Origin of the sequence: Acidovorax sp. JHL-3, assembly GCF_000526295.1 — a bacterium.
GTDB classification, from domain to species: Bacteria; Pseudomonadota; Gammaproteobacteria; order Burkholderiales; family Burkholderiaceae_C; genus Acidovorax; species Acidovorax defluvii.
Genome location: NZ_JAFU01000001.1, coordinates 2,480,122 through 2,501,826 on the forward strand (window position 1 = coordinate 2,480,122; position 21,705 = coordinate 2,501,826).

Annotated in this window: 17 protein-coding genes and 1 tRNA gene; 12 read left to right on the plus strand and 6 right to left on the minus strand. The window is 53.6% G+C overall.

Annotated features, from left to right (window positions below; genetic code table 11):
- Positions 1-95 precede the first annotated feature (95 nt).
- From K226_RS0111645 to K226_RS19815, 6 genes are all read left to right on the plus strand, one after another.
- Positions 96-1,001: a pseudouridine synthase gene (locus K226_RS0111645; protein WP_024814978.1), complete on the plus strand. Its 906-nt coding sequence runs from the start codon at positions 96-98 to the stop codon at positions 999-1,001.
- 155 nt (positions 1,002-1,156) lie between these two features.
- Positions 1,157-3,226: a methyl-accepting chemotaxis protein gene (locus K226_RS0111650; protein ID WP_024814979.1), complete on the plus strand. Its 2,070-nt coding sequence runs from the start codon at positions 1,157-1,159 to the stop codon at positions 3,224-3,226.
- Between the two features lie 129 nt (positions 3,227-3,355).
- Positions 3,356-3,429: transfer RNA gene (locus K226_RS0111655), tRNA-Gly, on the plus strand.
- A 121-nt stretch (positions 3,430-3,550) separates the two neighbouring features.
- Positions 3,551-4,873, plus strand: coding sequence for a tyrosine-type recombinase/integrase (locus K226_RS0111660; RefSeq protein WP_162150979.1), 1,323 nt, complete (start codon positions 3,551-3,553; stop codon positions 4,871-4,873).
- 44 nt (positions 4,874-4,917) lie between these two features.
- Complete coding sequence (locus K226_RS0111665) at positions 4,918-5,268, plus strand: H-NS family nucleoid-associated regulatory protein (RefSeq protein ID WP_024814981.1); 351 nt, start codon at positions 4,918-4,920, stop codon at positions 5,266-5,268.
- Positions 5,269-5,287: 19 nt separating this feature from the next.
- Positions 5,288-6,157, plus strand: a complete 870-nt coding sequence (locus tag K226_RS19815; protein ID WP_155886513.1) for a DUF6731 family protein — start codon at positions 5,288-5,290, stop codon at positions 6,155-6,157.
- 478 nt (positions 6,158-6,635) lie between these two features.
- Here K226_RS19815 and K226_RS0111675 read toward each other — a convergent pair whose 3' ends face one another.
- Both K226_RS0111675 and K226_RS0111680 read right to left on the minus strand, forming a co-directional pair.
- Complete coding sequence (locus tag K226_RS0111675; RefSeq protein WP_024814983.1) at positions 6,636-7,238, minus strand: hypothetical protein; 603 nt, start codon at positions 7,236-7,238, stop codon at positions 6,636-6,638.
- 98 nt (positions 7,239-7,336) lie between these two features.
- Complete coding sequence (locus K226_RS0111680) at positions 7,337-8,305, minus strand: site-specific DNA-methyltransferase (protein ID WP_024814984.1); 969 nt, start codon at positions 8,303-8,305, stop codon at positions 7,337-7,339.
- Positions 8,306-8,371: 66 nt separating this feature from the next.
- On the opposite strand from K226_RS0111680, the gene K226_RS19520 reads away from it, so the two are divergent.
- Complete coding sequence (locus K226_RS19520) at positions 8,372-9,046, plus strand: hypothetical protein (RefSeq protein WP_081739371.1); 675 nt, start codon at positions 8,372-8,374, stop codon at positions 9,044-9,046.
- 85 nt (positions 9,047-9,131) lie between these two features.
- Here K226_RS19520 and K226_RS0111685 read toward each other — a convergent pair whose 3' ends face one another.
- Positions 9,132-9,413, minus strand: coding sequence for a hypothetical protein (locus K226_RS0111685; protein WP_024814985.1), 282 nt, complete (start codon positions 9,411-9,413; stop codon positions 9,132-9,134).
- Positions 9,414-9,686: 273 nt separating this feature from the next.
- Between K226_RS0111685 and K226_RS0111690 the strand changes: the two genes are divergently transcribed.
- From K226_RS0111690 to K226_RS19820, 4 genes are all read left to right on the plus strand, one after another.
- A complete protein-coding gene (locus K226_RS0111690; protein WP_024814986.1) occupies positions 9,687-10,103 on the plus strand; it encodes a hypothetical protein in 417 nt (138 codons plus the stop codon).
- A gap of 3 nt (positions 10,104-10,106) precedes the next feature.
- Positions 10,107-13,193, plus strand: coding sequence for an AAA family ATPase (locus tag K226_RS0111695; protein WP_024814987.1), 3,087 nt, complete (start codon positions 10,107-10,109; stop codon positions 13,191-13,193).
- A gap of 185 nt (positions 13,194-13,378) precedes the next feature.
- The gene (locus K226_RS19525) at positions 13,379-14,302 is read left to right on the plus strand and encodes a replication initiation protein (protein ID WP_081739372.1); all 924 of its coding nucleotides are present in this window, start codon (positions 13,379-13,381) and stop codon (positions 14,300-14,302) included.
- Positions 14,303-14,490: 188 nt separating this feature from the next.
- Positions 14,491-14,862, plus strand: a complete 372-nt coding sequence (locus K226_RS19820; RefSeq protein WP_155886514.1) for a hypothetical protein — start codon at positions 14,491-14,493, stop codon at positions 14,860-14,862.
- 473 nt (positions 14,863-15,335) lie between these two features.
- On the opposite strand, the gene K226_RS0111705 is transcribed toward K226_RS19820, so the two are convergent.
- A complete protein-coding gene (locus K226_RS0111705; RefSeq protein WP_024814988.1) occupies positions 15,336-16,826 on the minus strand; it encodes an NAD-dependent succinate-semialdehyde dehydrogenase in 1,491 nt (496 codons plus the stop codon).
- Between the two features lie 209 nt (positions 16,827-17,035).
- Between K226_RS0111705 and alaS the strand changes: the two genes are divergently transcribed.
- Positions 17,036-19,660 carry an alanine--tRNA ligase gene (gene alaS / locus K226_RS0111710; RefSeq protein ID WP_024814989.1) on the plus strand — a complete coding sequence of 875 codons (2,625 nt, stop codon included), beginning with the start codon at positions 17,036-17,038 and terminating at the stop codon, positions 19,658-19,660.
- A gap of 173 nt (positions 19,661-19,833) precedes the next feature.
- Here the strand turns inward: alaS and K226_RS0111715 are convergent, their stop codons facing one another.
- Together K226_RS0111715 and trmB are read right to left on the minus strand one after the other, a co-directional pair.
- On the minus strand, positions 19,834-20,886 hold the full coding sequence (locus K226_RS0111715; protein ID WP_024814990.1) for a GGDEF domain-containing protein: 1,053 nt from the start codon (positions 20,884-20,886) through the stop codon (positions 19,834-19,836).
- A gap of 57 nt (positions 20,887-20,943) precedes the next feature.
- The gene (gene trmB, locus K226_RS0111720) at positions 20,944-21,699 is read right to left on the minus strand and encodes a tRNA (guanosine(46)-N7)-methyltransferase TrmB (protein WP_035241764.1); all 756 of its coding nucleotides are present in this window, start codon (positions 21,697-21,699) and stop codon (positions 20,944-20,946) included.
- Positions 21,700-21,705 lie beyond the last annotated feature (6 nt).

Sequence of the window (21,705 nt, forward strand, 5' to 3'; positions counted from 1 at the left end):
TCCCGCAGGATGAAAGGCGTATTGGCGCAGTTGTCCTACAGCCCCGGCACAGCACCGCGCGCCCTGCAGCTGGCGCGCCCTAAAATCCGCACGCCATGCACAACCCCCGCCATGCCTTTGTCTTGCCCCTGCGCGACGGCGTGGGCCCCAGTTGCGTGGTGCTGCCTTCGCAAGGGCAGGGCAGCATGCTGGATTTTCTGGCCCAGCGCCTGCCGGGCGTGCAGCGCAGCGAATGGCTGCAGCGCATGCAAGCGGGGGATGTGGTGGACGAGCGCGGTGTGGCCGTGTTGCCGCACCGGCCATTTGAAGGGGGCATTCGCCTGTATTACTACCGTCACCTGCAGGCTGAGTCCGCTCTGCCTTTTGCAGAAACGGTGCTTTACCAGGACGAGCACCTGCTGGTGGCCGACAAGCCGCATTTCATGCCTGTGACGCCATCGGGGCGGTATCTGCAGCAAACGCTGCTGGTGCGCCTCAAGCGCCGCCTGGGGCTGCCCGAGCTGTCGCCCTTGCACCGCATCGACCGGGACACCGCCGGGCTGGTGCTTTTCTCGGTACAGCAGCGCACGCGTGGCGTTTACCAGGCGCTGTTTCGCGACCGCCAGATCACCAAGCACTACGACGCCGTTGCGCCCTGGCACGGCGATGTGCACTTTCCGCGAGACCACCGCAGCCGCCTGGAGGAAAGCCCACAGTTTTTTCGCATGCACGAAGTGCCCGGTGAGCCCAACAGCCACACCCACATGCAGGTGTTGCAGGTGGCTGGCGCGTGGGCGCTGTACCGCCTGTCGCCCATCACCGGCAAGCGCCACCAGTTGCGCGTGCACATGGCGGCGCTGGGGCTGCCGCTGCGCAACGACCCGTTCTACCCGGTGGTCAACGACCCGCCCGAGGGCGACTATTCGCGGCCGCTGCAACTGCTGGCGCGGTCGCTGGAGTTTGTGGACCCGCTTACCACAGAGCCCCGGGTGTTTGAGAGCCAGCAAAGATTGATTTTGTAAGACTGCGGGTTTACCATTAGATGCAATTTTTGTGCATCTATTACACAAGTTCCTGACGCTGCAACAGGGTTTGTGTGCGGCGGTTCGTGTACGGATGCCAATAAATTGAACTGAAAACAAGCTTTGTGCAGATAACCCCGGAGCGGAAAAACCCCATGAACCCCACGTCGACTAGCGCCCCCACATCTGGGCCCAAGCCTGCGGCCCACCGCTCTGTAGCCTTCAAGCTGTCACTGGCTGCGTTGGTCAGCTTGCTGGTGGTCTTGCTGATCACCATGGGCATCGTCAGCGGCCTGCTCTGGAAAGATTTTGGCCGCATGTCTACCGAAGAGGTGAGCCGATATGCCGCCCAGGTGCGCGCGCTGGTGCAAACCTTTGACGAGACCGCGCAAGACCAGGCCCACCGCGATTTCGCCATTTTCAAAGCCAATTTCCCGGGCAAGTTTGAAGTGGCCGAGATGCCCGGGGCAGATGGCAAGCCCGAGGCCGTGCTGTCGTATGAGGGTGCGGCTCTCAACGGTGACTTCAATGTGGTGGACCAGTTTCTCAAAATAAGCGGGGGTGCCACGGCCACCATCTTTGCGCGCACGGGGGACGACTTTATCCGCGTGACGACCTCGGTCAAAAAGCAGGATGGTGAGCGTGCCTTCAAGACGTTGCTGGACCGCAACCACCCGGCCTATGCCCTGATGAATGAGGGCAAAACCTATGTCGGCCGGGCCAGCCTTTTTGGCCGCGAGTACATGTCTGTTTATGAGCCCATTCGTGAAGGCAACCGCACCATCGGCATCTTGTACATCGGCTCCGACATCGGCGCCATTCTGGGCAAGCTCGAAACCGTGATGGCAGCGCAAAAACTCTTCACCTCGGGTGCCGTGTATGCCGTCAACCTCTCGTCGGGCCCTGCGCGTGGCAGTGTCTTTGGCCTGCCCGGCGCTGGCAAATCGCTGAAGGTGGATGAAAAGGACGATGACGCCAAGACCTGGCTGGCTTCGCTGGCAGCCATCGAGCAGGCCGGCAATCTGGAGTCGAAGTGGTCACCACGCCGCAGTGCAGAGGGCGACCGCGCAACGCGCTTCGTGGCAATAGAGCGTTACAAGCCCTGGTCCTGGGCCATCGTTGCCGAGGCACCCCTGACCGAAATGATGGGCGAGGCGCGCTATGTACTCACCTGGCTGTGGCTGGGTCTGGCCGTGGCGCTTGCGCTGCTGGCCGTGGTGCTGGTGGCGGCCACACGCCGGCTGGTGGGGTTGCCGGTGCAGCAGCTGAGCACGGCACTCGGTTACCTGGCGCAGGGCGACCTCACCCATGAGGTCTCTATCCGCTCCCGCGATGAAATCGGGTCTCTGGCCCAAGCCATGGAAGGGTTTCGCGTGCGCCTGGTGGAAAGCCTGGGCACGGTGCGCACCAGTGCCGACAGCGTGTCGGCCGCCAGCACCGAAATCGCACAAGGCAACCAGGACCTTTCTGGTCGGACCGAAAGCCAGGCCAGCGCGCTGGAGGAAACAGCCGCCAGCATGGAGCAACTGGGGGCCACCATTCGCCACAACGCCGATAGCGCCAGCCAGGCCAACCAGCTGGCCGTGGGCGCCAGCCGCGTGGCAGCGCAGGGCGGTGAAGTGGTGTCACAGGTGGTGCGCACCATGCACGACATCAACGCCAGTAGCCAGAAAATCGCCGACATCATTGGCGTGATCGACGGCATCGCTTTCCAGACCAACATCCTCGCGCTCAACGCGGCCGTGGAGGCAGCCCGTGCGGGGGAGCAGGGCCGCGGCTTTGCGGTGGTGGCCACCGAAGTGCGCAGTCTGGCGCAACGCACCGCCGCCGAAGCCAAGGCCATCAAGGAGCTGATCGGGGCCAGCAGCAGCATGGTGCAGCAAGGATCGGTGCTGGCCGATCAGGCGGGTACCACGATGCAGGAGGTGGTCAGCTCCATTCAGCGCGTGGCCGACATGGTGTCCGAGATCAGCGCCGCCAGCAACGAACAGACCGCCGGCGTGAGCCAGGTGGGCGAGGCCGTCACGCAACTGGACCAGACCACCCAACAAAACGCTGCGCTGGTCGAAGAAATGGCGGCTGCTGCCAGCAGCCTGAGCGGACAGGCCGAGCAGATGGTGATGGCGATTGCGCGCTTCAACCTGGGCAACACAGGCGATTCGGGCCAGCGCACATTGCAATCGCCGGCCTCTGGCCGGGCAGGCCAGAAACGGCTGGGCGCCTGAGCCAAAAGCCAGCGGTGCGTGCCGCCGCACTGTGGTCTGTTGTACTTTTATGCAGCCCCCGCGCCGCCCCATCGTGTGGCGGCGCGCACCCGGATTGCGCCGGTGAGGGCGCCTATAATGCAAGGCTGTGCGGGTGTAGTTCAATGGTAGAACGGCAGCTTCCCAAGCTTCATACGAGGGTTCGATTCCCTTCACCCGCTCCATTTCACGTAAGTCGTTGATTTATAACGATTTTTACCTGGAATCGGATCAGCAAACTCACACCTGATACTCACACAGGTGCTGAAGTTTTAGGCAGTTGGAGCCTCCAACATGCCTACACACATGCCACGCCTCATCAGGGACTCCAAGTCAGGGGTCTACTTCTTCAGGGTGGTCCTTCCTCGCTCAGTTTCAGGGTCTCAACAGAGGTCTGTTTATCTTTCACTCAAAACGCGTGAAAATAAACTGGCACGAGCCAAAGCTGCTGTACTGAATTTGCGAGTTGAAATGACAAAGCCTGACCTTGACTTTGACGGTCTCCGTAAATTAATCAATATTGATTTAAAGAACGGCGTTTTTCAAGCTGACACACCAGCAGAGCAAGAGCTTGGTCTGAGGATTTTGGAGGCTATGGGTAAAGCACAAGCTACCCAGTCGACCATCCCGCAGGCATTGCTGAGCGCGTCTACATTGCCTGTTTCTGCTCAGAAAGTATCTACCTATGATGAGGTAGTCAAAGACTTTTTGGCTGAAGTCACACCAACACTGAAAGCCACCACAGTCTATAAGTACAAGAAGACTTTTGAATTCTTCAAGAATTACTTCTCAAATGTGGACATCAACTCCTACACCAAGGAAGACATCAAGACATTCAAGAATAAAATGCTTGCAGAGGGAAAGGCACCTCACACCATCAATGGTTTTCTTGGGTGCTTGAGGGCAATGTTTGAATATGCCATCAAAAACGGACTCAGGACTGAGCAAGTCAATCCTGTTGATGGCATGTACATCAAGAACAGCAAAAAGCAGCTTAAGTCACGAGATCAATTCTATGAAGATGACTTGAGCGAGATTTTTGACTGGAAGAATTATAAAATTTACGCCACAAAGCCAGACTATTTTTGGGGCCCTCTGATCTGTTTGTACACAGGGATGAGACCAGAAGAGATCACCACTCTTGAAGTGAAAAACATCAGGCAGGATGATGGAATTCACTTTTTCCAAGTTAAAGACGCGAAAACCCAAGCAGGCGTTCGATCCATTCCCATTCACTCCGCACTTATCAAGCTGGGTCTCTTTGACTACATTAAAAAAATTAAAGACAAAGAGAAGCTATTCTGGTATTTGAAGAATGGCCACAATGGCACGAAGAAAAACTTGTCCCGCAGGTTCTCGGAATATCTCACCACCGTTGGAGTCAAGCAAGATGACAATTGCTTCTACTCTCTCAGGCATACGGTGATCACAAGACTTGTTGCCAGGAATGTGAACAACTCAACAATCTATGTCCTGTCTGGGCATGTGAGTGACAAGTCCGCGCATTACAACTATCTCCATGAGGTTCCCATGAAGGTGCTGAAAGAAGCGATTGAAACACTTGACTGGCATGAGAGAATCGACTTCAGCAGCTTCAACCACGCGCTTTCTTTTACCGTGTTTGACTAGTCCAAACCTCATTGACAGCGATTTTTTTTCAAAGGAAAATTTCTATGGCAAAAACCATCACCAAGGATCAACAGATGCCCACTCTCGCAGAAGTTCGCGCCCAACTGGAAGTACTCAAGAAGCAAGAAGCTGAGCTGCTCGCCAAGGAACGTGAGCCGATCATCGCCCAGATGAAGGAGAACATTGCAGCTTACAGGATCACTGCCACAGAGCTTGGCTTTGCCAAGAGCATGGGTGAAAAGGTTGCAAGGGCCACCAAGAAGAACAGTGAGGAAGCGGTAGTGAAGTACCGTGACGGTGAGAACACTTGGTCTGGTGGACGTGGCCGGAAACCCAACTGGGTGCTCGAAAAAATCAATGCCGGTGAAGACATTGAAAAGTATCTGGTGGTCTGAGCGCAGCAGGGAGGAATAAATGAAAAGAATCAAGGTTTTTTATTATCAGTTTTTTGCACCACCCGGTGCGCCAGCCATAGAAGAACTTCTGAAAGATCTTGAGCAGCAGGATCTTGGCCTAAGGGAGAAAATTTGCGGAGTTCAGACAATTCGCCTTGACGAAATCTCTGAGAGACATCACGCAGATGGCACAGTCAATTGGCACCTAAAATTTAGCAAATTTCGAGATGACAATTGGCCCGGCGTAGCTGCGGCAGGTCAACCAGCAAAAGATCTCGAACTAGAGGATGGCGAAATACTTTCCGAAGAGACAGTTGCCATCTACTCCACAAAAAATGACCGGCTTGTAATTCAATACAACCACTTTGGAGTGAGAGCATCCAAAATAAGGGAATATTTAAACCAGTGCATTGCCGACCCAGCAATGCAATATTCTCTAACTCCAATCCTTACAAACGAAGCACTCGAAAAATATCAAAACAAGCAGATTGTCACTTCTATTGATGCATGCATTGAGGGAATAAGTGAAGCCGACATCGCTGTCATGGAAGGCACCGGACTAGAAGGCGCCCTCAAAAAATCCATAGAAAGCAAAGCAACCAAATTCGAGTTCCGCTTTTCTGTGGACGCCAGAGTGAAGAGAAACAAGGTTGACAGGGGTTGGATTGCTGCGTTGGTCGATGGAATAAGGAATCGTGCTGGTGATAACGACACTCTAAAGGTTGCAGCAAAGGCTAACGAGGATGACACAGCGGAAGTGATCGACCTATTAGAGGCAAGAAAGTTTACTGAATTTAATGCAGATCAAGTCGATAGAACTATTGGACGACGATACGATTCAAACCAGCTATTCGGACTTCTTGAGCAATGCCTTAAGCAGTGGGTCTGATTTATGAGCCTACCAAGATACGCAGAGAAGGCCTATCCCTACGCTTTGTCACTTGTCGCAGGATTTGCTTGCTGGTGGTTTGAAGTCGAACTAACCCAGCAAAAACTTGAGAGTCTGTTGACATCTGCGATAAGCGTAAGCGCGATCTTTCTTGGATTTCTTGGAACCTCCAAAGCTATGTTGCTGAGCTTTCGGTCGGCAAGATATTCATGGCTTAAGAACAATGCAACGATGTGGCGGCTTTTACTGGGATATCTCAAGTCTGCTTTTAATTGTAGCTTTCTAGCCTGTATTGTCCTGTTAGTATTTTTGGTTCTTGATATATCAGAATTACCAGAGCAATCCAAGCAGTTCGTTACTCCGCTTTTGGTTTCCGTCTATGGTCTTTCAATAGTTACCTTTTACAGAGTCGTGTCCGCCTTCTTTTCTATACTTTCCTCGGAATCAAATTAGAAAGCCACCGCATGGTGGCTTTTCTTTAGTCAAGCAGAATCTTTTCTGCTTTAAAGGTTGATTGCCACTTGTTCAACTGCGTCATCTTCTGGTCGCTTGAGCTGAACAAGTTGATTTCATAGACCCAATCGAAGCTCTTTGTCTCGCCTGGTTGTAGTGTCTGATCGATCTTTATTCCAAAACTACCCGCCAAATCACCGAAGGCATCCCTCAAGACAAGTGTCCCTTTTATTCCGTGAACTACTTTTTCACTGCCATTTGTCACCTTCACTTGCAAGCCAATTCCTGAATACGCATTGGCAATCTCGTTGAATTCCTTCGGGGCGATAGAAACAAGGTCGAGTTTGATCTTGCTCTCGACTGAGTCCACAGGTATATCTTGGCTTGGGACGACAACTGGCACCGTTGCGGCTTCGGCAGATTCGTCCTTCGGCACTTTTTGGACTACGTTTTCTGCTGTGCTTACTGTCTGAGAGTCAATCTTACTCACACTTGCAGGAACGTCTCTTGGCTCGCCATTGGTTAGCATATATGCCATAAACAGACCAGCAACAACGAACAAGATAAATCCAAATAGGATTATCTTGACTAACGAACCCATCCCACCCGCCAATTTCTCCAATGACATGACATTTCTCCTTGTGTGCATATATACACATACAGAAGGAAAATGATTTGTCAAATAAAAAGGGCCTCAATTGAGGCCCCTTTTACATCCGCGAAACATCACCCAAACCTAAACTTGGCACCATCCAAGTATTCTTCAACGTTATCAATACCAATCCACCGACGATTGAGAGTTTCGGAAACGCTTCCAGTCGTCATTGACCCACCGAATGGGTCAAGGACAATATCACCTTCGTTGGTCAAGAATTTGATAAAAAATTCAGGAAGCTGGGCAGGAAAGCGTGCTGGATGAATTTTGATCCCAGCCTCTTTGCACTTCTTGGTGTAAACGTCATTGGCTGAGTTGTTCCCCATTTTCAGCATTTCAGTCGGGATCTCGTCATCAATGACATTGGGAGCGATGGAGCCACCAGAGTGCAGCTTGTCCCACTTGTCGGTGATGTTGTGACCAGAAGGTCTAACAGTGGTCTTCACACCCTTTGCAGCAAGCCTGAGCATGTCCTTCGAGTAGGGACGAAGAACCTTCTTGTTGTCAGCCTTTGGCCAAGGAGTCTTGGAGAACCACCAGACGTACTCCACAGCGTCCTTCACACGAATGCGCCTGACAGTCACCCACTCAGCAGGCACTGGCATCTTCGCTGGGTTGTACCAGAAGCACTCTTGAGCAAGATGAAAGCCGAGAGTCTCCACCATGGCCACCACCAGCTTGTAGTGATAGATGCTCCTAGTGGGTTGCCCCTTCTGCCATGTGCCCCCGATGTTCAGAACAAACGATCCATCGTCAGTTAGGATACGTTTGATTTCCTGAGCAAAAGTGAGGAACCAGTCCACATAGTCAGCTTGGTCGGCATTGCCGTACTCCTTCTTGAAGTGGAGGGCATACGGTGGAGACGTGAAGACCAGATTGACGGAGTTATCGGGGATTTTCTTTAATATTTCCAAAGAATCGTTGTGATAGACGAGGCCCTTTTTCGACTTGAAGAAGGGTTTCGATCCTTTGACGAGTTCAGTGGGCGGCTTCAGGGAAGCAGCAAAAAGGTCTTCTTGCTCTTGGGTGACTGTACTCATGGGTGGCTTTTTTGATCAACGGTGCAAGTGTGACGCGTAAGAAAGGTGGGCGCAAGGCCCTTAAAAATGACCAAGCAACTGCAAGAACTCAGAACACTGATCGAAGCCTTAAGTGCTGAGCAACAGAAAGAACTTTTTCAGCCTTTACTCCAGAACCACCTGGTGCACCCACTTGAAGCTCAGTGGAATATTTCAGCAGACTTTGTACTTGAAGCCATTGCCAGAAGCCAAGACATAACCAAAAGAGGTGTTCGCGGCATAATTGCAGAGCTATGCTTTGACAATTATATCATCAAGCCAATAGCACAAAAAGGATGGATTCCGCAGACCATCGTTGGAGATCAACCATATGACTCACACCTGAAAAATGGAAACCGCGAGATAAAAATTCAAGTCAAAAATCAACGATTAAAAAAAGGCGTTCCACTTAAAGCTGGTGAGCAGTCAGCCAAAAAGTTTGCTGGTTATGCTGATTGGTGGATAGCTGAATGCCAAAAGACCAGAACTGGCACAGATGCAGAAGGTGCAGCAACAAGGCCGTACAGGTTCGGAGAATTTGATATTCTGGCAGTGTGTTTGCACCCTTCTACAAACAACTGGACCAAGTTCATGTTCACACCAGGTGTCAAGCTTTTTCCAAGACCAAAAGAGCCAGATCTCATTGAAATCATGCAGCCAGTACCACCTACCAAACTCGGAAACTGGACTGACAGCCTTGAAGAGTGCATAAGCTGGCTATAAATCAAAGCAGCCATAGAACCGCCGAAAGGCGGTTTTTTTATGCCGACTTTAAGGAGTTGCAGATCAACCTATTTTACTTACCCCGTTACTCTGTAGAGTTTTGATCGGGGAGTAACACTTTGGGTGCGTCTGGAACGACAGTCTCAGATGTTTTATTCTTAAGGTGAAATTTGGAATATGAACGGATCAGACCGTTTACGGTGAACGTTTTTTGATATTTTTCGCCCAGAACAGTCTGAATAGTCCTCCAACCAACACCCAGCCTCAGCATTTCTTCAACTGTTGAAAAATCTGCCGCCCATTCCACAGGCTTGACCTTCCCCTCCAAAATCATTGCCCTCTCAATCAATTTTTTGTCCACTTTCATAATCACCTCCGTTGACTTCAGATTAGCGATCAAAAAGGCAAAGTCAACGTCTGGTGTGCCCACACCCTCCTGACTTTACCTTTTCTCCCCCACTCCCTTCTTTGTCAGGATTGGTCTAAATTCGGGGAATTAGCAGCTAAGCACCATACTTCCAAATTGAAATTTGGAGCGTTTTTGTAATCTCTCCCCCTTGCTTTCCCTATGAAACCGCATGTCATACATACTGTTGACATGTGTTTTTAACGCGCTATTCTAAAAAGAAAGGGGGCAAATATGATTGAAAAACACAAGGCCAAAACCATTAGAGGGATCAGCAAAAAGGCATGGATTGAGTTTGAGGAACTCAGGAAGTACCTCAAATTAAATCAGGGAGACGCCTTCGAAAAAGTGATTGAAGTCGCACAGAAACAGATTGCAGGCGCAAAGTCAATCAGCGAAATCAGATATGAGAGGGTGGCTGAGCTTGAAGAGCAAGTATTCAATTTAGACAGCATGGTTCACTCACTTCAGTCTGAGCTTTTGAAGCAGCGAGCACTGGCTGAGGAATTTGTGAAGGTTGCAGAAAAGCGATTTGAAGAAATCAAGGAAAGAGCGGATAAGCACAGCAAACGCATTCAAGCAATCAACACTGAAATCGAGAATATTAAAAAGCCGAAATCTCTCACTCAGAAGATGGGGCTTGGGGTGTGAGTCTTGTACAACTTCATCAAGACCGCTGATGACGGTGTGACCAAATATCTGACAGATGCCGAGTCAGAACACCGCTCTTCGACCAAGCGAAGGTTGAAGCCTCTTGATGTGATGAGCAGTGAGATGAAAGCCCTCTCACTCAACCCAGCAGACAAGCAAGACTTCGAGCGTTACCTCAGCCTGGAAGACAACCACGAGGAAGCCAAGGTCACAGGGAAGCTTGCCGACAAGCTCAAGCTGAAGTACTCCCAGGACCTGTTCGTCAAGATGACAAATGGCAGGTATGCAGATGGCAAGTCAGTGCTCAGGAAGTCCGAGAAGAAGCAGCTTGGCTACTCTGGAGCACTCGCCATGAGCAAGTCCATTTCCATGCTCTATGCAGTCTCTGACAGTGCCACCCAGAAGAGGATCAGGGAGGCAATCAACAAGGCTGACAGTCAGATCACAGAAGAGATGCAAAGGCGCTTGAGGCCATCAAATAGGAAGGCCAAATATCAGCAGATTGACCCGTCCAAGACCAAAGCAGTCTTCTTTGAGTTCTGGCACTACGAAGCCAGAACAGTTGCCGCGAATGGAAGCAGGCTAGAGCCACACCTGCACAAGCACAAGCAATTGATGAACTTCGCTGAATTCACGCTTGAAAACGGTCAAACCAAAATGATGGGAATTGATGCGTCTGACCTGCTCAAGGCCACAAAAGAACTGACAGCCAAGTTCAATACATTGCTAGCCACTGAACTCAATATGATAGGAATTCAAACAGAGGCTTGCAGTGAGCCAGGCCTTGAGCACTCATTGAGAGTGAAGGGAATCTCAAGGGAGATGGAGATAAACCTATCATCAAGGCACAAAGAGATTGAAGGCCTCACAGCAAAATATGCAGATGAAGACAAGTTCTTTTCATCCACAAAGCAGCTTGAGGAAGAACTATCAAGGAAGAGCAGGAACGAGAAGAAGATCACCAGTGCTGATGAGATTCACGTTCTTATAAAAAACAACACAGCAGCAGTGATCAATTCACAAGCACTTGAGGCAGCACAGCAGCAAGAAACCACCTTTTCAGCCAGCCCAGAAGAGTCACTATCAAGGCTTGAGAGTCATCCAGATTTTGACTTGAAGGGCGAAATGTCTGAGCCAAACATCAAGGCACAGATCACCAATGCACTGAGGTTCACCAAGAGCTACGGCAGCCTGGAAGAGCTAGACAATGATGTGAATACCCATCTGGCAAGGCTTGAGGAAGAGATGAAACTTGTGAGGAAGGATAGCGGCAGCTACACCACTCTCAAGGTCATTGAGAACGAGGTGGAAGCTATTCAAAATGCCGCTGAGCTTTCAAAAAAATACACCGCATACAAAACACACCATCCAGACGAGTTCAGAACAATCGTAGACAGATACTGCACTTCAATGAAGCAGAAGACTGGCTTTGATTTCAATGAAGGTCAAATCAAAGCAATGGAGTTAGTCGCACAGCGTAGAGGCATAACATATATAGAAGGTGACGCAGGTACAGGCAAGACCACATCAGTCATCAAGTTTGCCAACGACATGTATTCCAATAAGGGCAAGGTCATCGGACTTGCGACACAAACCAAGACAGCAAGCTCACTGTCTGAAGCTGGCATTTCAAAAAATTATTCAATTGCAGAGTTTTTGGCAAGAGTCACAGATGCAGAGACAGGCCAGTTCAAAAAGCAGGCACTCATAGATAACGAGAGGTCTGCAATTATCATTGATGAAGCTGGCATGGTTGGAGCAGAACACTACAGAAAACTCACCGATTTTTGCCTGAAAACAGACTCTAGACTAGTTCTGGTGGGTGACGTCAAACAGCTTGCTTCTGTTCAACACGGTGACACATTGAGGGCCATTGAAAGGAAGCTGGATCACTCATTCAAGGCACGCCTATGGCAGAACATGAGGCAGAAGAACAAGGTGGCTCAGGATGTGGCTGAAGCTTTCAGAGATGGCAAGACAAAGGAAGCCACAGAACTGCTTGGAAAAAATGGCTTGCTCCAGACTTCAGACAAGAAGGCTGATCTCTATAAAACGATTGCAAATGACTACATCAATGACCAGTCCAATTCAAAGCTGGTTCTTGCATACAACAATGCAGACTGTGACGCAATCAATGATGAAATAAGAACAAGACTGATCGAAGCTGGCCAGATTTCCAAAGAGGCAGCAAAGACTCAAGTTCTGGTAAACGTCACCAGGAAGTCAGGCAATGGGGCTGCTACAGAAGCAGGCAGATTCTTTACTGAAGGTGACAGAATAGTTTTCACTGAGAACATCAAAATCAGCAAAACAGAAAAGCTGAAGAATTCAGAAGTAGCAACAGTCAAGAGGATTGACAAGAAGGGACAGTCAGTCTTTTTAACTGTTGATATTGCAGGAAAGGAAGTGACTTTCAATGCGACTGAGCACAGGACTTTCAACCATGCTTATGCAGTCACCACATACAAGAGCCAAGGTCAGACAGTAGAGAACGCTTATGTCTTTGGCACTGGCACCATGTCTTCAAACAGTGCATATGTGAATTTCTCAAGACACAAAGAGAAGGTCAAGCTCTACATTCAGTCAGACGATCTTGAGAATTTCAAGGAAAGTGCGAAGAAGGCACAGATCAAAGTCTCTGCTGCTGAAGACAAGCTTGCTCTGGCTGCACTAGAGAAAAGAAAAGACATAGAGGCTCAAAAACGAAGCAAGATGACTTCTGTTATGAACAAGATGAAAAAGCCACTCTCATCTTATTCTGAGCCAAAGAAAAACTATTCTGAAATACTTGAGGAAGAGAAGCAAAAATCCCAGAAGAAACTTGCTGACCTAGCAGCAGTTAGAAAACTGGAATTTGAAAAATTCAAGGCTTCACCCAAGGCCTCAGAGTTTGCAGCCAAACACCCAGAAATCCCGATAACCATAGACAATCTTGAGGCCATCAAGAACAAAATGGAAGAAGACAAGAAATACCTGATTGTCGAGCAGGAAAAGCAGAAAGGCAGGAGCAGTCTTATGATGAAACTTACTCCACAGCCACCAGGAATGAGGCCACCCACTCAAAACACTCCACCAATGACAATCAAGTGAGTTGACTTTTGCTCTTTAATTGATAAATTGAGTTCAGAAACAAAAAAAGCCGCATGAAGCGACTTTCTTTGGTAATCAAGGCCCTGAGAAGCTAATTTGATTACAACTGACAATTCAAGTTTATTCCAAACAAATAGAAAAGTCAAGAGTAACCAAATCCTTTCAGGCCCAACTGGAGGGATTTTATGATTACAGAGCAACTAAAGACATTTGAGCAAAACCTACCCAAGAAGCCATACTGCACTGACGAGCTTCAATATGGCCTACGAATTCGCAGCAGAAATATAGCCGTCATCAGACGGTACATTCAGCACAACAAGCCCACATCAGTCAAATATCTTGCTTTTGATATTGACTATGCTGGAGTGACAGAGCACATCAGGAACAACTGCCTACCCCCTCCAAATCTGATTGCATACAACAGAAAGAGCGGCAGAAGCCATGTCTTCTACTGCTTAGGGGTGGAGGTCTACACAGTACAGAATGCTCGCAGAAAGCCCCTTGAGCTTCTTGCAGCCATAGAGCAGCAGTTGTGCCTGGAACTGGAGGCAGACCAAGGGTACTCTGGCCTCATCTGCAAGAACCCTCTCCATGAGGCTTGGGAGGTGCAGGAGGTTAGGCAGCAGCCTTGGGACTTAGCAGAATTCCTTGAATATTTAGAAATTCCACCCAAAAGGGCAAGCAGAAAAGCCGCCTATGGACTCGGGAGGAATGTATCTCTCTTTGACGACACCAGATTTTGGGCATATGCACAGGTGCTCAGCTACCGCTTGTCTGGTGCAAAAGAAGAGTTCTTCAATGCAGTTCTGAACTATGCCATTCAGAAAAATCAGCAGTTCCCAGCACCCTTGAGCTTCCCAGAAGTACAAGCCACAGCAAAGAGCATTGCCAAATGGACTTGGAACAAATACACAGGGAGAATGAGTGATGATGAATTCAGTCTCATCCAAGCGAAGAGAGGTTCAAAATCTGGAACTGCAAGGTTTCACAAAACACTTGAGCAAAGAGTGATGGCAAATCTCTATTCAATTATGGGACTTGGTCAGAAGGAGATAGCCAATCTTCTTTTTACTACACAGAAAAGTGTTTCTGTCTGGTGCAAGGCTTGATTTATACCTGAACCATATCAGATATAAGCCCTTGGAAATATCTGACACCCAGCCTTTAGGAATCAATGCAGAGCGCTTCCAAATGGGATGCGCAGCATATATAACAAAGAATTAGAATAAAATTGGCGATTTTCTAATACTTGACTTTCAGCTCCGATTTCTTAGCCTCAGAAACACTAGGAGGCCATATGGAGCAATTCATTTTGTTAGTTTTATTTTTCGCATCCCTTTACGTTGCGCCACGAGCAGGAAGGGCAATTGGCTTTTTGATGAGTGATCATCGTTCGGTTGAGGTAAATGTTATTCTTGCAGTGCAACAGGGATTTGTAAGTTCGTTCTGGATGAAGTTTAGCTTTGTTTGGTTTATTCTTTTAATCTGCAATGGGTACATTTCCGTACAACTGCTTGGTTGGTGGGGTCTGTGCTCACCAGCTTTTCTGATATTTGCAATGAGGCCTGGTGTTGCTGAGGGAAAAAGAATCGCCTACTTAATTGACAAGACTGTGACCAATACAGTGCGAGAGTTCAAAGAAGAGAATGAAAAGGAATCATCCTCCTGAGGACGTAGCATCTTGGCTTAGCACTTCACACCAAGGACAGAAGACGTCGTTGAAGTCGACGCACTAGCTGAGTGCTGCTAGGATCTACCCACACATCCAACCCACACATTTCTGCCTAAAAATCAGGCATTTTTTGAGGTAAGTTGTTGATTTTGTTGAGGCTGAGGGATCGAGAAGTTTTGTTCCCTTCACCCGCTCCAGTCACCGCGTTCAGCCTCTGGCTGAACGCATTCAGCCTCTTTCCCCTTCTTGTTCTGGCTTGCCCCGCGTGCGTTGTGCGGGAGGCGGCATGTTTGCGCTCCTTTGCGCCATTGCAGCCGGGCTGTTGTTCGGGGGCGGGCGGAGCGCAAGGCACCAACGCCCCGTTTCACGCAGGGGTGGTGCTCTCCATGGTTTTAGGTATTTTTGGCCTCTAGCGCTTTACCATAAAGCGTTAGTAGCTATTAAAATAATAGCAGTTGACGCACGATCGTTCATTGCTTTTCCAGGATATCCCCCAGGCACAGGTACTTGATCTCGACGTAGTCGTCCATGCCGTGGTGCGAGCCCTCGCGGCCCAGGCCCGACTGTTTGACGCCGCCGAAGGGCACATGCTCGGTGGCCAGAATGCCCACGTTGATGCCCACCATGCCGTATTCGAGCGCCTCGCCCACGCGGAAGATGCGGCCCACGTCGCGGCTGTAGAAGTAGCTCGCCAGCCCGAACTCGGTGTTGTTGGCCGCAGCAATGGCCTCCTGCTCGGTCTTGAAGCGGAACACCGGGGCAAACGGGCCGAAGGTTTCTTCGCGTGCGCACAGCATGTCGGGCGTGGCGTTGGCCACCACCGTGGGCTCGAAGAACTGGCCCGAGCCCATGCTTTGCAGGCGTTTGCCGCCGACCATCACCACGCCGCCCTTGGCCACCGCGTCATCCACATGGCGCTGCACCTTTTCCAGTGCGGCCTCCTCGATCAGCGGGCCCTGGTTCACGCCGTCCTCAAAGCCGTTGCCCACCTTGGCGGTTTTGACCTTGGCGGCGAACTTGGCCACGAATTCGTCGTACACGCCTTCCTGCACATAAAAGCGGTTGGAGCACACGCAAGTCTGCCCGGCGTTGCGGTACTTGCTGGCAAAGGCGCCTTCCACGGCGCTGTCGATGTCGGCATCGTCAAACACGATGAAGGGAGCGTTGCCGCCGAGTTCGAGCGACATTTTCTTGACCGTGGGGGCCGACTGCGCCATGAGGATGCGGCCCACCTCGGTGCTGCCGGTGAAGCTGATGTGGCGCACCACGTCGCTGGCGCACAGCACCTTGCCGATGGCAATGGAGTTGGCGGCATCGGCCGAGAGGATGTTGAGCACACCCGCCGGAATGCCCGCGCGCACCGCCAGCTCGGCGGCGGCCAGGGCGGTTAGCGGCGTCAGCTCTGCGGGCTTGATGACCACCGGGCAACCGGCGGCCAGCGCCGGGGCGACCTTGCGGGTGATCATGGCCAGCGGGAAATTCCAGGGTGTGATCGCTGCGCACACGCCGATGGGCTGCTTCAGGACCAAAAGGCGCCGGTTGTTGTCGAACTGGGGCAGCGTCTCGCCATTGACGCGCTTGGCTTCTTCCGCAAACCATTCCACAAAGCTGGCGCCGTAGGCCACTTCGCCCTTGGCCTCTGGCAGCGGCTTGCCCTGCTCGGCGGTCATGATGCGGCCCAGATCGTCCTGGTTGGCCATGAGCAGGTCGTACCACTTGCGCAGGATGATGCTGCGCTCCTTGGCGGTTTTGGTGCGCCAGGCCGGCCAGGCGGCGTTGGCGGCGGCAATGGCCGCCTCGGCGTCTGCTGGTCCCAGGTTGGTGACGTCGGCCAGTTTGGTGCCGGTGGCAGGGTCGTGCACATCAAAGCGGCTGGCACCGGCCACCCATTGCCCGTTGATGAGCGCGTCGGTCTTGAGCAGGGTCGGGTCTTTGAGCTGTGTAAGAGGCGAAGAGGACATGGCCGTAGGCATCCGGGTGAGTTGAGGGGTGAACGGGGTGGCTGGTGCCGAAATGCTGGCAAGCAGGCACAAACGAGGCAAAAGAATAGCCTGTTCACAGCCCAGTGGCTGCGTCGATGGTGACAAGGTTGCAAACTTATAATCACCGGTTGGCCCACGCGTGCCAACCCTGTGCGGCATCGCCCCGTGCACAACCCAACGTACACACCATGAGCACTCCAACTTTTTCCGTTGCCGACATCCGCAAGTCCTTTCTGGACTTCTTCGCCTCCAAAGGCCACACCATCGTGGCATCCAGCCCGCTGGTGCCGGGCAACGACCCGACGCTGATGTTCACCAACTCGGGCATGGTGCAGTTCAAGGACGTGTTTCTGGGCTCCGACAAGCGCCCTTACAACCGCGCCGTTTCGGTGCAGGCCTGCCTGCGTGCCGGTGGCAAGCACAACGACCTGGAAAACGTGGGCTATACCGCGCGCCACCACACCTTCTTCGAGATGCTGGGCAACTGGAGCTTTGGTGACTATTTCAAGCGCGAGTCGCTGAAATGGGCGTGGGAGCTGCTGACCGAGGTCTACAAGCTGCCACCCGAGCGCCTGCTGGCCACCGTGTACCAGGAAGACGACGAGGCCTACGACATCTGGACCAAGGAAATCGGCCTGCCGCCCGAGCGCGTGATCCGCATTGGCGACAACAAGGGCGGCCGTTACAAGAGCGACAACTTCTGGATGATGGCCGACACCGGCCCTTGCGGCCCGTGCAGCGAAATCTTCTACGACCACGGCGACCACATTGCCGGCGGCCCCCCAGGCAGCCCTGATGAAGACGGCGACCGTTTCATCGAGATCTGGAACAACGTGTTCATGCAGTTCAACATGGACGAAACCGGCGCCGTCACGCCGCTGCCCGCACCTTGCGTGGACACCGGCATGGGCCTGGAGCGCCTGGCCGCCATCCTCCAGCACGTGCACAGCAACTACGAAATCGACATCTTCGACCAGCTCATCAAGGCCGCAGCCCGCGAAACCGGCGTTGCCGACCTGGACAACAAGAGCCTGCGCGTGATTGCCGACCACATCCGCGCCACCGCGTTTCTGGTGAGCGATGGCGTGATCCCCAGCAACGAAGGCCGTGGCTACGTGCAACGGCGCATCGTGCGCCGCGCCATCCGCCACGGTTACAAGCTGGGCAAGAAGACGCCGTTCTTCCACAAACTGGTGGCCGATCTGGTGCGCCTGATGGGGGATGCCTACCCGTCGATTCGCACACAAGAGCAGCGCATCACCGACGTGCTCAAGGCCGAGGAAGAGCGCTTCTTTGAAACGCTGGCCAACGGCATGGAAATTCTGGACGCAACCCTGGACGGCGGTGCCAAGGTGTTGCCCGGTGAGGTGGCCTTCAAGCTGCACGATACCTACGGCTTCCCGCTGGACCTGACCAACGATGTGTGCCGCGAGCGCGACGTCGAGGTGGACGAGGCGGGCTTCAAAACCGCCATGGAAAAGCAGAAGGCACAAGCCCGCGCTGCAGGCAAGTTCAAGATGGACAAGGCGCTGGAGTACACCGGCGTGGCCAACCAGTTCACGGGCTACGAAAACCTTGCCGAGACTGCAAAAATCGTAGCAATTTACGTTGACGGGACAAGCGCCGCAGCCCTTAAAGCAGGTCAAACCGGTGTGGTGGTGCTCGACACGACCCCGTTTTATGCCGAGAGCGGCGGCCAGGTGGGTGACGAGGGAGTCATCACCAGCGGCTCGGCCCGTTTTGCGGTGGGCGACACGCTCAAGGTCAAGGCCGACGTGTTCGGCCACCACGGCACGCTTGAAGAGGGCACCCTGAATGTGGGTGACACCGTGCAGGCCCAGGTGAACACCGCTGTGCGCGCTGCCACCATGCGCAACCACTCGGTCACGCACATCATGCACAAGGCCCTGCGCGAAGTGCTGGGCAGCCACGTGCAGCAAAAGGGCAGCCTGGTCAACGCCGACCGCACGCGCTTTGACTTTGCGCACAACGCCCCCGTCGCCGATGCCGAGATCCGCGAGATCGAGCGCCGTGTGAACGAGGAAATCCTGGCCAACGTGGCCACGCAGGCGCGCGTAATGGACATCGAATCAGCCCAGAAGACCGGCGCCATGATGCTGTTTGGCGAGAAGTACGGCGAAACCGTGCGCGTGCTCGACATCGGCACCAGCCGCGAGCTGTGCGGCGGCACGCACGTGCACCGCACGGGCGACATCGGCCTGTTCAAGGTGGTGGGCGAGGGCGGTGTGGCCGCCGGTGTGCGCCGCATCGAGGCGGTGACCGGCGCCAACGCGCTGGCCTACCTGCAGACGCTGGAAGACACCGTCAACCAGGCCGCTGGCTCCCTCAAGTCGCCCGTGGCCGAGCTGAACGCCCGCATTGCCCAGGCGCTGGAGAACGCCCGCACGCTGGAGAAGGAAGTCGCTGCGCTCAAGGGCAAGCTGGCGTCCGCCCAGGGCGACGAGTTGTTGACGCAGGCGGTGGATGTCAAGGGCATGAAGGTGCTGGCCGTGGTGCTGCCCGGTGCGGACGCCAAGACCCTGCGCGACACCATGGACAAGCTCAAGGACAAGCTCAAGACCGCCGCCATCGTGCTGGCTGCTGTGGATGGCGACAAGGTGCAGATCGCCGCAGGCGTCACGGCCGACAGCGTGGGCCGTCTCAAGGCCGGTGAGCTGGTGAACTTTGTGGCCCAGCAGGTGGGCGGCAAGGGCGGCGGCAAGCCCGACATGGCCATGGCCGGTGGAACCGATGCGTCCAAGCTGCCTGCTGCCCTGGCCTCGGTGGTCGGCTGGGTGACCCAGCAGGTGTAACGGTCAGCGGCCATGCCCGCTGATCGTCAAAAAAAGGGGGGTGGTGGGACTTTGCCCAGCGCTATTTGCCTGCCGCCCAATGCGATGCGGTGGACCTGGGTGCCATCGAGCGGCTGCTGGTCTAGAAAGCCATCCGCCGGATCGATGCGCGTGCGCAGGTCTTCACCAGGCTCTCAAAACAGCTCCACATCCTCGTTGGCCACCTTGGTTTTCAGCTGGCCGCTGGCGATGAGCTCATCGTAAAAGCAGACCTGGTTGCGGCCGTTTTCCTTGGCGTAATAGAGCGCCTGGTCGGCCTGACCCAGGATCTCTACCGGCGCGCCCCTGGATGTGCTGACAAAGCCCAGGCTCACGGTAACCTGGCCCACCTGGGGAAACGGGTATTCCTGCACGGCAAGGCGAAAGCGGTTGAACACCTTGTGGGCCGTGGCCAGGCTGGTGGCGCGCAGCAGCACCACAAACTCTTCGCCGCCAAAGCGGAAAATGCGGTCGTGGCTGCGAAAGGAGCTGCGCAGGATGTTGGCAATCAGGATCAGCACCTCGTCGCCATACAGATGGCCAAAGCGGTCGTTGACTTGCTTGAAATGGTCCACGTCCACCACGGCCAGCCATTGCTCGACAGGGGGTTCGCAGCATGATGCCTCTTCGTCAACCGCCAGGCCCGTTGTGGCTGGGCGCAAGCGGCGGGCCAGGCTATCGGCGGTGCTGCGGGAAAACTGCTCGTCAAAGGTCTTGCGGTTGAGCAACCCCGTGAGGGCGTCGCGTTCGCTGTAGTCCAGCAGGCTTTGGTAGTTCTGGTAAACGTGAAAAATGCCCTGGATCACATCGAGCTTGTGGGCCGAAAAGGGGCGCGACTGCGTGATCTCGAGGCAGGTGCTGACCTTGTCGTGCATCCACACGGGCAGCCAGAGTGTGTAGCGCCCCTTGTCCATGCTGGCCGTGGCCCGGATTTCGCGTTTTTCAATGCACTGGCACAGGGCCGGGTAACTGTTCAGGGGCTCGCGTTGCGGGTCGCTGGCGGCTTCCGAGTCGGTGGAGACCAGGTCCCCATCCTGCACCCAGGTGCGCGGGCGCACGTGGGTGGCACCGTCGTCGGTGAACACTTCGAGGGCTCGCACTTCGGTGGTGGCACTGAGCTTTTGCAGGGTTGAGAGCACGGACACCTCAAGGCGCAAATGGTCTCGGTGGCCGGTCATTTCGACCAGGTTTTGCAAGATGGGCTTCATGAAGGAGCTGCGGCGCTGGTAGAGGTGAGCGGGAGTGAGCGAAAGCCTGTCGGGAGCTCAGTTGCGTCGCACGAAAACTACGTCCCAGACGCCGTGCCCCAGTCGCAGGCCACGGTTTTCAAATTTGGTCAAGGGACGGTAATCGGGTTGCGGAGCAAAGCCTTCGGCAGTGTTGGCGAGCATGGGTTCTGCGCCCAGCACCTGCAGCATCTGATCGGCATAGGGTTGCCAGTCGGTGGCGCAGTGCAAATAGCCGCCGGGCTTGAGACGCTCGGCCAGCTTGGCAACAAGGGGCGCCTGGATGAGGCGGCGCTTGTTGTGCTTCTTCTTGTGCCACGGGTCGGGAAAGAAGATGTGAATGCCGTCCAGGCAAGCGGACGGCAGCATGTTGTCAATCACCTCGACAGCGTCATGCTGCAGGATGCGGATATTGGTCAGGCCTTGCTCGCCAATGCGCTTGAGCAGCGCACCCACACCGGGCTCGTGCACTTCGCAGCACAGGAAATTGTCGTCTGGGCGCACGCGGGCGATGTGGGCTGTGGCCTCGCCCATGCCAAAGCCGATTTCGAGTACCAGCGGCGCGCTGCGGCCAAAGGCGGCGGCCGCGTCGAGCGGGGCGGCTGCATACGGCAACACAAAGCGGGGTCCCAGGTCTTCAAAGGCTTTGGCCTGGCCCGTGGTGGTGCGGCCGGCGCGGCGCACAAAGCTTTTGATGGTTTTGGGGTAGGCCACGCCGGGGGGCGGTGTGCCATCGGGGGCACCGGCGCCAGCGGATGAAGCGGCTGCAGGGTGCGCGGAGTCGGGAGAAATGATCGGTTC

Excerpts from the sequence above, each read along its gene's own strand:
- K226_RS0111680 (WP_024814984.1), bottom strand. The coding sequence starts at position 8,305 with ATGAGTACAGTCACCCAAGAGCAAGAAGACCTTTTTGCTGCTTCCCTG.
- K226_RS0111660 (WP_162150979.1), top strand. The coding sequence starts at position 3,551 with ATGCCACGCCTCATCAGGGACTCCAAGTCAGGGGTCTACTTCTTCAGG.
- K226_RS19820 (WP_155886514.1), top strand. The coding sequence starts at position 14,491 with ATGGAGCAATTCATTTTGTTAGTTTTATTTTTCGCATCCCTTTACGTT.
- K226_RS0111665 (WP_024814981.1), top strand. The coding sequence starts at position 4,918 with ATGGCAAAAACCATCACCAAGGATCAACAGATGCCCACTCTCGCAGAA.
- K226_RS19815 (WP_155886513.1), top strand. The coding sequence starts at position 5,288 with ATGAAAAGAATCAAGGTTTTTTATTATCAGTTTTTTGCACCACCCGGT.
- K226_RS0111645 (WP_024814978.1), top strand. The coding sequence starts at position 96 with ATGCACAACCCCCGCCATGCCTTTGTCTTGCCCCTGCGCGACGGCGTG.
- alaS (WP_024814989.1), top strand. The coding sequence starts at position 17,036 with ATGAGCACTCCAACTTTTTCCGTTGCCGACATCCGCAAGTCCTTTCTG.
- K226_RS19525 (WP_081739372.1), top strand. The coding sequence starts at position 13,379 with ATGATTACAGAGCAACTAAAGACATTTGAGCAAAACCTACCCAAGAAG.
- K226_RS0111650 (WP_024814979.1), top strand. The coding sequence starts at position 1,157 with ATGAACCCCACGTCGACTAGCGCCCCCACATCTGGGCCCAAGCCTGCG.
- K226_RS0111690 (WP_024814986.1), top strand. The coding sequence starts at position 9,687 with ATGATTGAAAAACACAAGGCCAAAACCATTAGAGGGATCAGCAAAAAG.
- K226_RS0111685 (WP_024814985.1), bottom strand. The coding sequence starts at position 9,413 with ATGAAAGTGGACAAAAAATTGATTGAGAGGGCAATGATTTTGGAGGGG.
- K226_RS0111715 (WP_024814990.1), bottom strand. The coding sequence starts at position 20,886 with ATGAAGCCCATCTTGCAAAACCTGGTCGAAATGACCGGCCACCGAGAC.
- K226_RS19520 (WP_081739371.1), top strand. The coding sequence starts at position 8,372 with ATGACCAAGCAACTGCAAGAACTCAGAACACTGATCGAAGCCTTAAGT.
- K226_RS0111675 (WP_024814983.1), bottom strand. The coding sequence starts at position 7,238 with ATGTCATTGGAGAAATTGGCGGGTGGGATGGGTTCGTTAGTCAAGATA.
- K226_RS0111705 (WP_024814988.1), bottom strand. The coding sequence starts at position 16,826 with ATGTCCTCTTCGCCTCTTACACAGCTCAAAGACCCGACCCTGCTCAAG.